Annotated in this window: 13 protein-coding genes; 7 read left to right on the top strand and 6 right to left on the bottom strand. The window is 69.0% G+C overall.

What is annotated here, in order from left to right; translation table 11 throughout:
- Positions 1-34 precede the first annotated feature (34 nt).
- The 5 genes from AB7E83_RS10920 to AB7E83_RS10900 all read left to right on the top strand — a co-directional run bounded on the left by AB7E83_RS10920 (position 35) and on the right by AB7E83_RS10900 (position 4,819).
- A complete protein-coding gene (locus AB7E83_RS10920) occupies positions 35-811 on the top strand; it encodes an HpcH/HpaI aldolase family protein (protein WP_428569016.1) in 777 nt (258 codons plus the stop codon).
- A gap of 12 nt (positions 812-823) precedes the next feature.
- Positions 824-1,900, top strand: coding sequence for an NAD(P)-dependent oxidoreductase (locus AB7E83_RS10915; RefSeq protein WP_428569013.1), 1,077 nt, complete (start codon positions 824-826; stop codon positions 1,898-1,900).
- Positions 1,897-2,958: an amidohydrolase family protein gene (locus tag AB7E83_RS10910; RefSeq protein ID WP_428569010.1), complete on the top strand. Its 1,062-nt coding sequence runs from the start codon at positions 1,897-1,899 to the stop codon at positions 2,956-2,958. Before AB7E83_RS10915 ends, AB7E83_RS10910 begins: the two co-directional genes overlap by 4 nt.
- 17 nt (positions 2,959-2,975) lie before the next feature.
- Positions 2,976-3,959, top strand: a complete 984-nt coding sequence (locus AB7E83_RS10905; RefSeq protein ID WP_428569007.1) for a Bug family tripartite tricarboxylate transporter substrate binding protein — start codon at positions 2,976-2,978, stop codon at positions 3,957-3,959.
- Positions 3,960-4,117: 158 nt separating this feature from the next.
- On the top strand, positions 4,118-4,819 hold the full coding sequence (locus tag AB7E83_RS10900) for an alpha/beta family hydrolase (protein ID WP_428569004.1): 702 nt from the start codon (positions 4,118-4,120) through the stop codon (positions 4,817-4,819).
- A gap of 30 nt (positions 4,820-4,849) precedes the next feature.
- Here the strand turns inward: AB7E83_RS10900 and lpdA are convergent, their stop codons facing one another.
- The 6 genes from lpdA to AB7E83_RS10870 form a co-directional block, all read right to left on the bottom strand.
- Positions 4,850-6,250 carry a dihydrolipoyl dehydrogenase gene (lpdA, locus tag AB7E83_RS10895; RefSeq protein WP_428569001.1) on the bottom strand — a complete coding sequence of 467 codons (1,401 nt, stop codon included), beginning with the start codon at positions 6,248-6,250 and terminating at the stop codon, positions 4,850-4,852.
- A gap of 88 nt (positions 6,251-6,338) precedes the next feature.
- Positions 6,339-7,622 carry a dihydrolipoamide acetyltransferase family protein gene (locus AB7E83_RS10890; RefSeq protein WP_428568998.1) on the bottom strand — a complete coding sequence of 428 codons (1,284 nt, stop codon included), beginning with the start codon at positions 7,620-7,622 and terminating at the stop codon, positions 6,339-6,341.
- A 2-nt stretch (positions 7,623-7,624) separates the two neighbouring features.
- Positions 7,625-8,635 carry an alpha-ketoacid dehydrogenase subunit beta gene (locus tag AB7E83_RS10885; RefSeq protein ID WP_428569111.1) on the bottom strand — a complete coding sequence of 337 codons (1,011 nt, stop codon included), beginning with the start codon at positions 8,633-8,635 and terminating at the stop codon, positions 7,625-7,627.
- 77 nt (positions 8,636-8,712) lie between these two features.
- Positions 8,713-9,948, bottom strand: a complete 1,236-nt coding sequence (locus AB7E83_RS10880) for a 3-methyl-2-oxobutanoate dehydrogenase (2-methylpropanoyl-transferring) subunit alpha (RefSeq protein WP_428568996.1) — start codon at positions 9,946-9,948, stop codon at positions 8,713-8,715.
- A gap of 126 nt (positions 9,949-10,074) precedes the next feature.
- Positions 10,075-10,674: an MEDS domain-containing protein gene (locus AB7E83_RS10875; RefSeq protein WP_428568993.1), complete on the bottom strand. Its 600-nt coding sequence runs from the start codon at positions 10,672-10,674 to the stop codon at positions 10,075-10,077.
- On the bottom strand, positions 10,671-11,585 hold the full coding sequence (locus tag AB7E83_RS10870) for a LysR family transcriptional regulator (protein ID WP_428568990.1): 915 nt from the start codon (positions 11,583-11,585) through the stop codon (positions 10,671-10,673). The genes AB7E83_RS10875 and AB7E83_RS10870 overlap by 4 nt, the downstream gene beginning before the upstream one ends.
- Positions 11,586-11,727: 142 nt before the next feature.
- On the opposite strand from AB7E83_RS10870, the gene AB7E83_RS10865 reads away from it, so the two are divergent.
- On the top strand, positions 11,728-12,141 hold the full coding sequence (locus tag AB7E83_RS10865) for a hypothetical protein (protein WP_428568987.1): 414 nt from the start codon (positions 11,728-11,730) through the stop codon (positions 12,139-12,141).
- A gap of 9 nt (positions 12,142-12,150) precedes the next feature.
- On the top strand, positions 12,151-12,699 hold the full coding sequence (gene ruvC / locus AB7E83_RS10860; RefSeq protein ID WP_428568984.1) for a crossover junction endodeoxyribonuclease RuvC: 549 nt from the start codon (positions 12,151-12,153) through the stop codon (positions 12,697-12,699).
- Positions 12,700-12,751: the final 52 nt, after the last annotated feature.

The following is a 12,751-nucleotide window of genomic DNA, read 5'->3' as shown; positions in this document are numbered from 1 at the left end:
CCCTCTTTTTCCAAGTTCACAAGGAACGAACGACATGCCTACCGCTCTCTTCACCCTCCCGGGCCTGATCCAGCCCGGCAAGGCGCTCATGGGCGCATGGTGTACCGCGCCCGACCCGCAGCTCGCCGACGCGCTCGCGCGCGAGCCGGGCTACAGCACGGTCTGCGTGGACCTGCAGCACGGTGGCTACGATTTCCCGGCGGCCATGCAGGCGATCCAGCTCATCACGCTCGCCGGCAAGGCGGCGGGCGTGCGCATTCCCGTCGGCGAATTCACGATGGCCTCGCGCGTGCTCGATTGCGGCGCGGCCCTCGTCATCGCGCCGATGATCAACACGCCCGAGGACGCGAAGCAGCTCGCGTCCTTCGTGAAGTACGCGCCGCGCGGCGCGCGCAGCTGGGGCGCGGCCAACGTCGTGCGCACCACGGGCATGACGCCCGCCGAATACCTTGCCGGCGCGAACGCGGGCACGCTGTGCTTCGCGATGATCGAGACGCGCCAGGCCCTCGGCAACATCGACGCGATCCTCGCGGTCGACGGCATCGACGGCATCTTCATGGGCCCGGCCGACCTGTCGATCACGCTGTCGGGCGGCAAGCTCGACCCGGCCTCGGCGGAAGTCAACGACGCGGTGCGCCATGCGCTGGAGCGCACGCGCGCGGCGAAGAAGATCCCCGCGATCTTCGCGCCCACGGGCGAGCGGGCGCGCGAGTTCTCGAAGATGGGCTACGACCTCATCTCCATCGGCAGCGATCTGGCCATGCTCAAGATCGGCGCGCAGCAGATGCTGCGCGCGGCCACCGCCGAATAAGGGAGTCGCACCGTGTCCTCAGGCAAGGTTCTGGTCCCGGGCTTCATGATGAGCCCCGACACGCAGCGCGCTTTCGCGAACGCGGGCTTCGAGCTCGACTTCGCACTGAGCGAGGAGGAGCGCAGCCACGGCCGCTGGGCCTTCGAACGCGCGAAGATGCGCAGCGAGATCACGCAGAAGGCGCTGGCCGAGCGCATCCACGAAGCGCGCGTGCTGTGCGCCAACGACGTGACGGGCCACCTGCCGGTGCCGGCGGACCTGATCCGCCGCGCCGACAAGCTGGAGGTGATCTACATCGGCGCCGCCGGTTTCGACAAGATCGACGCGGCGGCCGCCACCGAGCGCGGCATCGTGATCTTCAACGCGCCGGGCGGCAACGCCATCGGCGTCTCGGAGCACGCGCTCACGCTCATGCTCACGCTCGCGCGCCGCGTGGACGCGACCTCGCGCTACAGCCGCGAGACGGGAAAGTGGGCGCGGCAGTATGCGATGACCTCGACGCCCTCCATCGGCGAGCTGTACGGCAAGACGCTGGGCATCGTGGGCTTCGGCTTCATCGGCCGCCATCTCGCGGACCGCGCGCGCCTCGGCTTCCACATGCGCATCGTCGCCTACGATCCGTTCTTCGACCGGCTCGAAGCCGAACGCCTCGGTGTCGAACTCGTCCACGACCTGAACGAAGTCCTGGCGCAGTCGGACTTCATCTCGCTGCACACGCCACTCAACGCCGCGACGCAGGGCCTGATCGGCCGCGAGCAGTTCAAGCTGATGAAGCCCTCCGCCTACCTGATCAACACGGCGCGCGGGCCCATCGTCGACACGGACGCATTGATCGAGGCGCTGGAGGCCAAGCAGATCGCGGGCGCGGGCCTGGACTGCACCGAGCCCGAGCCGCTCCCCGACAACCACAAGCTCTTCACGATGGAGAACGTGGTGGTGACGCCGCACGTCGGCGGCGCCTGCGGCGAGGACATCAAGCGCTCCGAGACCGTCGCCGCGCGCCTGGCCATCGACTTCCTGCAAGGCCGCGGCGCGCGCCATGCGGCGAACCCGAAGGCGGTCGAAAAACACAAGGCGCGCTTCGGATGAGCGCCGCGGCCCCGGGCCAGGACTGGCACTTCTGGCAGTCGCTCGACATCCTGAACGAGCGGCACCGCTACCAGCCGCACGAGGAGATCCTGTTTCCCGAGCTGCGGATCGTGGATGCGCACCACCACATCTTCGACCGCGCGGACCTGCCGGGGCAGCGCTACCTGTTCGACGACTTCCTGAAGGACGTCTACTCGGGCCACAACATCGTGGCCACCGTCTTCGCGGAGTGTTCGACGATGTGGCGGCAAGGCGGAGACGAGTCGCTGCGCCCGCTCGGCGAGATCGAGTTCGCCAACGGCATCGCCGCGATGAGCGCGAGCGGGCGCTATGGTCCCGCGCGCGTGAACGCGGGCATCATCGGCTTCGCCGACCTGCGAATGGGCAACGAAGTCGACCGCGTGCTCGACGCCTACCAGGCGTGCGCGGGCTCGCGCCTCGCCGGCATCCGCAACCGCGCGCAGTACGAGCCGCGCATCGGCGACGTCGGCACGCTGGTGCCGTCGAAGGACCTGATGAAGAACCCGTCGTTCCGCGCGGGCCTGAAGCGCCTCGCGGCGCGCGGCCTGAGCTACGACTCGTGGCACTTCCATCCGCAGCTTCGCGACTTCGCCGACCTCGCGCGCGCCGTGCCCGAGGCGCGCATGGTGTGCTGCCATTTCGGCGCGCCGCTGGGCGTCGCCGATTTCGCCGGTCGGCGCGACGAAGTCTTTGCCGACTGGAAGCGCGACATGGCGGAGCTCGCGCGTTGCGAGAACGTTTTCGTCAAGCTCGGTGGCCTGGGCATGCCGCTGTCCGGCCTGGGCTTCAACAACCGCGTGCCGCCCGTAGGCTCGGAAGAGCTCGCACGGGCCTGGCGGCCCTACATCGAGACCTGCATCGAACTCTTCGGCGTCGACCGCTGCATGTTCGAGAGCAACTTCCCGCCCGACAAGCAAAGCTGCAGCTACGCGGTGCTGTGGAACACCTTCAAGCGGATCACGCGCGACGCGAGCGCCGCCGAGCGCGAACGCCTTTTTCTCGGCACGGCGAAGGCCGTGTACCGGCTCGACATCTGACCCTCCGGAGACCCACGATGAACATGAAATCCCCCCGTCGCGCGGCGTTGCGTTTCGCCGCGGCTCTCGCCGCCACGAGCGTCCTGGCCGGCGCCGCATTCGCGCAGGCCTATCCCTCGCGGCCCATCAAGCTGATCGTGCCCGCCCCGCCCGGCGGCTCGACCGACGTGATGTCGCGCGCGCTCGGCCGCGCGCTCTCGGAGCAGAACAACGTGCCCGTCGTGGTGGAGAACCGCGCCGGCGCCGCGGGCGCCATCGGCATCCAGGCCGCCATCGCGTCGCCGCCCGACGGCTACACGATCACGCTGTCGGCCGCCGACGCGACGCTGATCTACCCGATGCTGAAGAAGCAGCCGCCGTACAACATCGGCCAGCTCACGCCCATCGCGCAGGTCGCGTACACGAGCTTCCTGTTCGTGGTGCCGGCGAACTCGCCCTATGCGACGCTGAAGGAAGTGATCGACACCTCGAAGACGAAGCAGCTCGCCTACAGCTCCAACGGCTTCGGCAGCGGCAACCACCTGTGGATGGAAGCGTTCAAGTCGATCACCGGCGCGAACCTGCTGCACGTGCCGTACAAGGGCGCCGCGCCCGCGGTGCAGGGCCTGATCGCCGGCGAGACGCAGTTCATGATCACCTCGCCCGCCAGCGGCCGCCTGATGCTCGACGCGGGGCGCATGAAGCCGCTCGCGACCTCGAATCCGACGCGCCTGCCCGGCTTCCCCACCGTGCCGACGCTCGGCGAAAGCGGCTACCCCGGCCGCGTCATGGGCGCGTGGTTCGGCATCTTCGGGCCGGCCAACCTGCCGCCCGCGATCACGTCGAAGCTGCACGACATGGTGCTCGCCGCGATGAAGTCGCCGGAGTTCCAGAAGCAGGCCGACACCTTCATGTTCGACACGCGCCCCGTCTCGCGCGCCGCGTTCGAGAAGGTGATCGCCGACGACGCCGCGCTGCTGAAGTCCGCGATCGAGGCCGCGAAGATTCCGCTGGAGGACTGAGCCGCTCGGGACGGGTGAGGCGCGCAACTTCGCAGGCGAATCGACGAAGGTCGAGAGGCCTTTCGGCCGGGCTTTCGCCCGGGTGCGCATGGTTTCTGCTTATACTCCGCGCGACATCGCGGATCGATCCCCGTGACCACGCACCCCAACGCCCCGACATGCCTTCAGACTCCGCGACCGATTCCCAGATCCTGACGCACGAGCTGCGCGTGCCGCTCGGCAGCGAGGAGGTGTCGGCATTGCTCGACATGCCGCGCACAATCCGCGCGGCCTTCGTGTTCGCGCACGGCGCCGGCGCCGGCATGCGCCATCCGTTCATGGCGGCCGTCGCCCGGCGGCTCGCGGGCCACGGCATCGCGACGCTGCGGTTCCAGTTTCCCTGGATGGAAAACCGGCGCGACCACGTCGACCGCCCCGAAGTCGCGCACGCGGCGGTGCGTGCGGCGGTGGATACGGCGGCGCGCCGCCTGCCCGGCGTGCCGCTCTTCGCGGGCGGCAAATCCTTCGGCGGGCGCATGACCTCGCAGGCGCAGGCCGCGAAGCCGCTGCCCGGCGTGCGCGGCCTCGTCTTCGTCGGCTTCCCGCTGCATCCGCCGCGCAAACCCTCCATCGAGCGCGCCGAACATCTGGTCGGCGTGCAACTGCCCATGCTGTTCGTACAAGGCACGCGCGACCCCCTGGCCGAGTTGTCGCTCGTGCAGGTGGCGCTGGGGCCCATCGGCAACCGCACGTCCCTGCACATCGCCGACGGCGCGGATCACGGCTTCCAGCTGCTCGTGCGCTCGGGCCGTTCGCCGGACGCCCTGCTCGACGAGATCTGCGAATCGATGGCGAGCTGGATGGCCGAGAACGCGAGCTGAGGCCGCGCGCGGCGCCCTTCGAATCCCCCCTCAGATGTGCAGCGCGTGCCCCAGCGCACGCAGCGCCGTTTCCTGCACCGCCTCGCCCAGTCCCGGATGCGCGTGGACGATCGCCGCCACATCCTCCAGCCGCGCGCCCATCTCGATCGCATAGGAGAACGCGGTCGACAGTTCCGACACGCCGCGCCCCACCGCCTGCCAGCCCAGGATCTGGTGCGTGTCCTTGCGCGCCACGACGCGCACGAAGCCTTGCGTCGATTCGAGCGTCATCGCACGGCCATTCGCGGCGAAGGGGAAGGACGAGACCACGGTCGCGATGCCTTGCGCCTCGGCCTCGTCGGGCGAGAGCCCCGCGACCGCGACCTCGGGGTCGGTGAAGCACACCGCCGGAATCGCCATCGGCGCGAAGCGGCGCTTGTGCCCCGCGATCACCTCCGCCGCCACCTCGCCCTGCGCCATCGCGCGGTGCGCGAGCATCGGCTCGCCCGCCACGTCGCCGATGGCCCACACGTTGCGCATCGACGTGCGGCATTGCTCGTCGATTCGCACGGAACGGCCCTTCATTTCCAGCTGCAGCGACTCCAGGCCGAAGCCCTGCGTGCGAGGCACGCGGCCCACGGCGACGAGCACGCGGTCGGCGGGCAGCACGAATTCGTCCGCATGGCCGCTGCGCACGCGCACGCCCTCGCCGTCGTTCGTGAGTCCTTCGGCGCGCGCGTTGAGGTGCAGCGTGATGGCGAGCCGCTTGAGGCTCTGGTGGACGGCCCGCGTCAGCTCCTCGTCATACGCCGGCAGGATGCGGCCCGCCGCTTCGACGACGGTCACGTCCGCGCCCATCTTCCGATAGGCCATCGCGAGCTCCAGGCCGATGTAGCCGGCGCCGAGCACGACGAGGTGGCGGGGCAGTTCCTGCTGCGCGAGCGCCTCCGTCGACGACATCACCTTGCCGCCGAAAGGCAGGCCCGGCAGTTCGACGGGTTGCGAGCCGGTGGCGAGCAGCAGGTGTTCGCAGCGCACGCGCAGCACGTTGCCGCCCGCGCCCTGCGCCACCTCCACGGTCTTGCCGTCGACGATGCGCGCCCAGCCTTTCACCACCTCGACGCCGTTCTTGCGCAGCAGCGCCTCGACGCCGCCGGTGAGCTTGCCGACGATGCCGTCCTTCCAGCGCTGCGCCTGCACGAGGTCGAGGCTCGGCTTCGCCGCGCGGATGCCGAGCGGCGAGTCGCCCGCGAAGTGCGTGGCGGACTCGTACTGGTCGCCCACATGGATCAGCGCCTTCGACGGAATGCAGCCGATATTGAGGCAGGTGCCGCCGAGGCGGTCGCCCTCGACGAGCACCGTCGCGATGCCGAGCTGCGCCGCGCGGATCGCGGCGACGTAGCCGCCGGGTCCGCCGCCGATGACGAGCAGATTCGTTGTCTTCTCTTTCATGGGCAGCCTCCGCACGGCCGCCCGAAGGAGGCTGCGGCCCCCTCGGGGGGCAGCGCATTACACGAAGTGAAAAGCGCGGGGGCCATATCTACTCCACGAACAGCATGGCGGGACTCTCGAGCAGCGCGCGAATCGCCTGGATGAAGCGCGCCGCGTCCATGCCGTCGATCACGCGATGGTCGAAGGACGAGGAGAGATTCATCAGCTGGCGCGCGACGACGTGGCCGCCGCGGAACATCGGCCGCTCGACCATGCGGTTGACGCCGATGATCGCCACCTCGGGATGGTTGATCACGGGCGTGGTCACGAGCCCGCCGAGCGGCCCGAGGCTCGTGATCGTGATCGTGGAGCCGCCAAGCTCCTCGCGCGTCGCCTTGCCGGTGCGCGCCGCCTCGGCGAGACGCGCGAGTTCCGTCGCGAAGCCCCACAGGTCCTGCGCCTCGGCATGCCGCAGCACGGGCACGACGAGGCCGTTGTCGGTCTGCGTCGCGATGCCCAGATGCACGGGCTGGTGGCGCGTCACGACACCGGCATCGTCGTCGAAGCGCGCGTTCATCTGCGGAAAGTCCTCCAGCGCGAGCACGGTCGCGCGCGCGATGAAGGGCAGCAGCGTGAGCTTGCCGCGCGCGGCGAAGCGCGCATTGAGTTTGCCGCGCAGGTCTTCCAGCTCGGTCACGTCGATTTCCTCGACGTAGCTGAAGTGCGGGATTCGGCGCTTCGCCTCCTGCATCTTCTGGGCGATCCTGCGGCGCAGGCCGACGATGGGGATCGCTTCCTCGCCGTGCTTCTCGCGCAGGCGCGGCGCGCCCACGGCGCCGGGCTGGCCGCGCGAGGCGAGGTAGACGTCGAGGTCTTCGTGCGTGATGCGGCCGGCCGGCCCGCTGCCATGGACGAATTGCAGTTCGATGCCGAGCTCGAAGGCGCGGCGGCGCACGGCGGGGGACGCGAGGGGTTTGTCGCCGGGAGCTCGGGAGGGGGCTGTTGTCGGGCGAGGTAGCGGCTGTTTCGTGGCGGCAGCCTTCGCAGGCGCCGCATCGCCCGGCGGCGTGGCCGTCACATCGTCCTTCATCGCGGGCGTGACGGCGACCGCGGGCGCCGCCACGACGGTCTTCGCCTTCACGTTCCCGTCGCCCTCCACATCGATGCGGATCAACTCCGCACCGACCGCCATCGCCTTGCCCGGCTCGCCGAGCAGTTCGCTCACCGTGCCCGCGACCGGCGACGGAATCTCCACCGTCGCCTTGTCGGTCATCACGTCGGCGAGCACCTGATCTTCCTTCACCATATCGCCCACATTCACCCGCCAGGCGACGAGCTCCACTTCGGCGATGCCTTCGCCGATGTCCGGCATCTTGATCGCATAGGTTCCCATGATCAGGCCCCTCCTTCCACCGCGCGCCTGAAAGCCGCGCCCACTCGCGCCGGCCCCGGGAAGTACGCCCACTCCTGCGCATGCGGATACGGCGTGTCCCATCCCGCGACGCGCTCCACCGGCGCCTCGAGGTGATAGAAGCAGTGCTCCTGCACCAGCGCGGCGAGCTCCGCGCCGAAGCCGCTGGTGCGCGTGGCCTCATGCACGACGACGCAGCGGCCCGTCTTCTTCACGGACGCGATCACCGTGTCGAGGTCCATCGGCCAGATGGAGCGCAGGTCGATGATCTCGGCATCGATGCCGGTCTCTTCGGCCGCGCACTGCGAGACCCACGTCATCGTGCCGTAGGTGAGCACGGTCAGTTGCGATCCGGCGCGGAACACCGAAGCCGTGTCGAGCGGCACGCTGTAGTAGCCCTCGGGCACCTGCGCGAGCGGGTGCTGGCCCCAGGGCACGACGGGCCGGTCGTGGTGACCGTCGAAGGGACCGTTGTACAGCCGCTTGGGCTCGAGAAAGATCACCGGGTCGCCGCATTCGATCGCCGAGATCAGCAAGCCCTTGGCGTCGTACGGATTGCTCGGCATCACGGTGCGAATGCCGCAGACGTGCGTGAACAGCGACTCCGGGCTCTGGCTGTGCGTCTGCCCGCCGTAGATGCCGCCGCCGCAGGGCATGCGGATGGTGAGCGGGCAGGTGAAGTCGCCCGCGGAGCGGTAGCGCAATCGCGCGGCTTCCGACACGATCTGGTCCGACGCGGGATAGAAGTAGTCCGCGAACTGGATCTCGGCCACGGGCTTCAGACCATACGCGGCCATGCCGACGGCCGCGCCGACGATGCCGCCTTCGTTGATCGGCGCGTCGAAGCAGCGCGACTTGCCGTATTTCGCCTGCAGGCCTTCGGTCACGCGGAACACGCCGCCGAAGTAGCCGACGTCCTGGCCGAACACGACGACGTCGTCGTCGCGGCCCATCATCACGTCGAGCGCGGAGCGCAGCGCCTGGATCATGGTCATCGCGCGCGTCTCGCCGCGCGCCGCGGCCGCGGTGTCGTCGGAGCCCACCGCGCCGTCCCTGGTTTTCGTCAGCATGTTCATACCCCCAGTTGCTGGCGCTGCTGGCGCAGGTGCTTCGGCATTTCCGCGTAGACGTCGTCGAACATCGTCGCGGGGCTGGGGATGTGGCCGTCGAGCAGCGTGCCGTGGCTCTCCGCTTCCTTCTGCGCGGCCGCGACCTCGGCTTCGAGTTCGAGGCGCACCTGTTCATGCTCCTGGTCGGACCACGCGCCGAGTCCGATCAGGTGCGACTTCAGGCGCTCGATGGGGTCGCCGAGCGGGAAGCGCTGCCAGTCGTCCGAAGGACGGTACTTCGACGGATCGTCGGAGGTCGAGTGCGGACCCGCGCGGTAGGTCACCCATTCGATCAGCGTCGGCCCGAGGTTAGAGCGGGCGCGCTCCGCGGCCCAGCGCGACGCGGCGTACACCGCGAGGAAATCGTTGCCGTCAACCCGCAGCGAGGCGATGCCCAGGCCCACGCCGCGCGCCGCGAAGGTCGTCGACTCGCCGCCCGCGATCGCCTGGAAGGTCGAGATCGCCCACTGGTTGTTGACGACGTTGAGGATCACCGGCGCGCGGTAGACGTGCGCGAAAGTGAGCGCGGTGTGGAAGTCCGCCTCGGCCGTCGCGCCGTCGCCGATCCAGGCCGACGCGATGCGCGTGTCGCCCTTGATCGCCGAGGCCATCGCCCAGCCCACCGCCTGGATGAACTGCGTGGCGAGGTTGCCCGAGATCGAGAAGAAGCCGGCGCGCTTGTACGAGTACATCACCGGCAGTTGCCGGCCCTTCATGATGTCGCCCTCGTTGCTCATGAGCTGGCACATGAGCTCGACCATCGAGATGTCGTCGCGGCTGAGCAGCAGGCCCTGCTGGCGGTAGGTCGGGAAGCACATGTCGCCGGGATCGAGCGCCATGGCCTGCGCAACGGCGATGGCCTCTTCGCCGAGGCACTGCATGTAGAACGAGATCTTGCGCTGGCGCTGCGCGATGAGCATGCGCGCATCGAAGATGCGCGTTTTCATCATCGAGCGCAGGCCCTTGCGCAACGGGGCGGTCGAGAGCTCGGGCGCCCAGGGGCCGACGGCCCTTCCGTCGCGATCGAGCACGCGGATCAGCGAGTAGGCAAGGTCGTTCGTGTCGAAGTGGCTCGTGTCGACCGGCGGGCGCCGAACGGCGCCGGCCTCGGAGACATGGAGATAGGAGAAGTCCGTGGTGCAACCGGGTCGACCGGATGGCTCGGGGACGTGCAGGCGCAAGGCCTCTGGCTGGCTCATGGATTCTTCACTCCGCGCGATCGTGTCGCGTTGGGTTCGTGCAAGGACGGGCAAAGAGCGGCGGCGGGTGACCGCCATCTTCCCGGAATTTTCCTCGCCGGTGGGGCGAGGAAGCGCCAGTTTAGTTCAATCGCGCCGCAGCTGGGCCGCAGGCGCTGGGTCGGGCAGATACGCCGGGTTGCGCTCGAGCTGGCCGTCCACCATGATCCACGGATGGGCCTGCAGCACGGCCAGCGCATGTTCGGCGTCGTGGCGTCCGGCGGCATACACGCACACCACGACCGCGCCGCTCTTCTCCAGCAGAGGGTTGAGGCGCTGTTCGTAGCTGGCGAGGGCATCGGCGGTCGACGGATCGCGATAAGCCCAGTCCATGTTCGCCCACACGCTCGCGCGCAGCGAGCCCGTGACGAGCTCCCGCATCAGCGCCAGCATGTCGTCGGCGACGAACCGACCGCCGCGCAGGTAGGTCTCGTCCCAGCCGCGCAGTTCGATCCCGCCGGAAGCCAAGGAGACGCTCATGCCCGCACGTTCCAGCCGGCGCGCGCGCTGGCCCTTGCGCAGCGGGTCGAGGAACTGCAGGCACCGGTTGCCGGAATGCAGGCACGACCGGGAAAAAGGCACCAGCGCCCGGTACTGGTCCTGCGAATCGTCGAAGAATGCGCACGCGTGGAGCAGCTCGGGCGTCCGCTGGCCCCCGTCTTCCGCGAGACGGCTCACCGCGTTCATGGGACGCTCACCGGCGTGGCCGCCTGGCTCTCTTGCTGGCCCACGTGGTCGACCCAGGCGCGGGCCGCGTGCGAGAGATGGCGGCCCCGCACCCAGCCGAAACCCAGCCGCCAGGGAATGTGGGCCCCTCGCAGGGGAAGCGCGACGATCGAACGTCCGACGCGCGCGGCGACGACGCGGCTGGGCGCGAACGCCACGCCGGCGCCCGATCTCACGAGTTCGCAGAGCAGTTCGAGGTGGTCGCTGCGCGCGGAAATGCGCGGCTCGATGCTGGCCGCCTCGAAAGCCTCGAGCAGTTCCCCGGCCGCGGGAAAATCCTGTTCGCAAAGGAAGAGCGGCACGTCCCGCAGTTCGCGGAGCTCGACGCTGTCGCGCGAGGCCAGAGGGTGCGTCGACGGCAAAAGGACCACCAGCTCGTCGTCCAGCGCCGCATGGAAGTCGAGGCCGTCGGGCGGAGGATCGCAGACGGCGGCGATATCGAGTCCCGAAACGTGCAGCTGCCGCTCGAGCTGCGAGATCGACGCGACTTCCAGGACGAGGTCGACGAGGGGGTACTTCAGTTTGTACCGGGCCAGCGGTTCCGCGAGCAGGATGTGTGTGCCCATGCCCGGCAGCCCCAGGGCGAGACGGCCACGGCGCAGGCCCTTCAACGCGTCGAGATCGGAGCGCAGCTGGTCGGCGGCGCCCAACAGGCGCACACCCTCCTCGTAGACCACGCGGCCTTCGTCGGTCAGGTCCGAACGCGTGCTGCTGCGCTTCAGCAGGGTCACGCCCAGTTCGTCCTCGAGTTGCTTGACCGCCTTGCTCACCGTCGACTGGGTCGAACACAGCGCCTTGGCGGCGGCGGAAAAGCCGCCGTGCTTGACCACTTCGACGAAGAAACGCAGCCGCCGAAGGTCGAGGTCGCTCATGGGTGAGCCTGCATGTGAACGCGAGCATACCCCCGGATTCGAAAGCGGAATACCCCCGATGCATTAATTTCGTTTGAATTCGAGCCCTGCCGTCACGAACATTCGGATACATCGCCACGAATTCTTTCGAGGACTCCGCCAAATGAACAACGTGCGCTGTGCCGATTCGGCACTTCACCGGAATCTCGGTTACTGGTCGGTCGACATCCGTCGCGGGACGGTCTGCCTGGACCGCACGGCCGCGTCCCTCCTGGGGCTTGCCGCCGGCGACAGCAGGGACCTGCACGAAACGCTCTCACGGTTTTCGACGCTGGATCGCGCCCGGCTGATCGAAGGCGCGCTGAAGGCCTTCCAGACACGCACCGTGTTCGACATCCGGGTAGTGACCGGGGCGAAGCGCGACGTGCATGTCCACCTGATCGGCGGACGCGGCTACAGTGGGCGCGACGCCGATGCCGAGTTGCACGGCATTGTCGAGGCGCTGCCCCCGAGCAAACGCTTCGGCATCGCCAGCGGCCCGCTGGGCATGCAAGTTCGCGCCGCCGAGGCCCGGTAGACTCCCCGTGTGCGCATCCTCGGCATCGATCCCGGCCTGCAGACCACCGGCTTCGGCGTGGTGGACTGCGACGCGTCCTCGCTCGACTACGTGGCGAGCGGCACGATCACGACGACGCACCTGCCGCGCGGCGACCTGCCCGCGCGTTTGAAGGTCCTGTTCGAAGGAATCGGCGAAGTGCGGGCGCGGTATGCGCCGGACGTCGCCTCCGTCGAGATCGTCTTCGTGAACGTGAACCCGCAGGCCACGCTGCTGCTCGGTCAGGCGCGCGGCGCGTGCGTGACGGCGCTCGTGACAGGCGGCCTGTCGGTGGCCGAATACACGCCGCTGCAGATGAAGCAGGCCGTGGCCGGCTACGGCAAGGCCGGCAAGGCCGAGGTGCAGGAGATGGTGAAGCGGTTGCTCAAGCTGCCGGGACTGCCCGGCAAGGATGCGGCCGACGCGCTGGGCCTCGCGATCACGCACGCGCACGCCGGCCAGGCCATGGCGCGGATCGCGGCGGCAACGCAGACGACGAGGCGCACGAGCGGGATGTACAAGGCGGGGCGGACTTACTGAGCCTGCGCGGAGGCTCCAGCAAGCGCAATAGTCTTGCGTTGACAAAGCAGAA

Origin of the sequence: Ramlibacter sp. (assembly GCF_050250995.1) — a bacterium.
Taxonomy (GTDB): domain Bacteria; phylum Pseudomonadota; class Gammaproteobacteria; order Burkholderiales; family Burkholderiaceae_C; genus Ramlibacter.
This window is presented reverse-complemented; position numbering and strand designations above follow the sequence as displayed.

Excerpts from the sequence above, each read along its gene's own strand:
- AB7E83_RS10880 (WP_428568996.1), bottom strand. The coding sequence starts at position 9,948 with ATGAGCCAGCCAGAGGCCTTGCGCCTGCACGTCCCCGAGCCATCCGGT.
- AB7E83_RS10900 (WP_428569004.1), top strand. The coding sequence starts at position 4,118 with ATGCCTTCAGACTCCGCGACCGATTCCCAGATCCTGACGCACGAGCTG.
- AB7E83_RS10875 (WP_428568993.1), bottom strand. The coding sequence starts at position 10,674 with ATGAACGCGGTGAGCCGTCTCGCGGAAGACGGGGGCCAGCGGACGCCC.
- AB7E83_RS10870 (WP_428568990.1), bottom strand. The coding sequence starts at position 11,585 with ATGAGCGACCTCGACCTTCGGCGGCTGCGTTTCTTCGTCGAAGTGGTC.
- AB7E83_RS10885 (WP_428569111.1), bottom strand. The coding sequence starts at position 8,635 with ATGACCATGATCCAGGCGCTGCGCTCCGCGCTCGACGTGATGATGGGC.
- AB7E83_RS10920 (WP_428569016.1), top strand. The coding sequence starts at position 35 with ATGCCTACCGCTCTCTTCACCCTCCCGGGCCTGATCCAGCCCGGCAAG.
- AB7E83_RS10905 (WP_428569007.1), top strand. The coding sequence starts at position 2,976 with ATGAACATGAAATCCCCCCGTCGCGCGGCGTTGCGTTTCGCCGCGGCT.
- AB7E83_RS10890 (WP_428568998.1), bottom strand. The coding sequence starts at position 7,622 with ATGGGAACCTATGCGATCAAGATGCCGGACATCGGCGAAGGCATCGCC.
- lpdA (WP_428569001.1), bottom strand. The coding sequence starts at position 6,250 with ATGAAAGAGAAGACAACGAATCTGCTCGTCATCGGCGGCGGACCCGGC.
- AB7E83_RS10865 (WP_428568987.1), top strand. The coding sequence starts at position 11,728 with ATGAACAACGTGCGCTGTGCCGATTCGGCACTTCACCGGAATCTCGGT.
- AB7E83_RS10910 (WP_428569010.1), top strand. The coding sequence starts at position 1,897 with ATGAGCGCCGCGGCCCCGGGCCAGGACTGGCACTTCTGGCAGTCGCTC.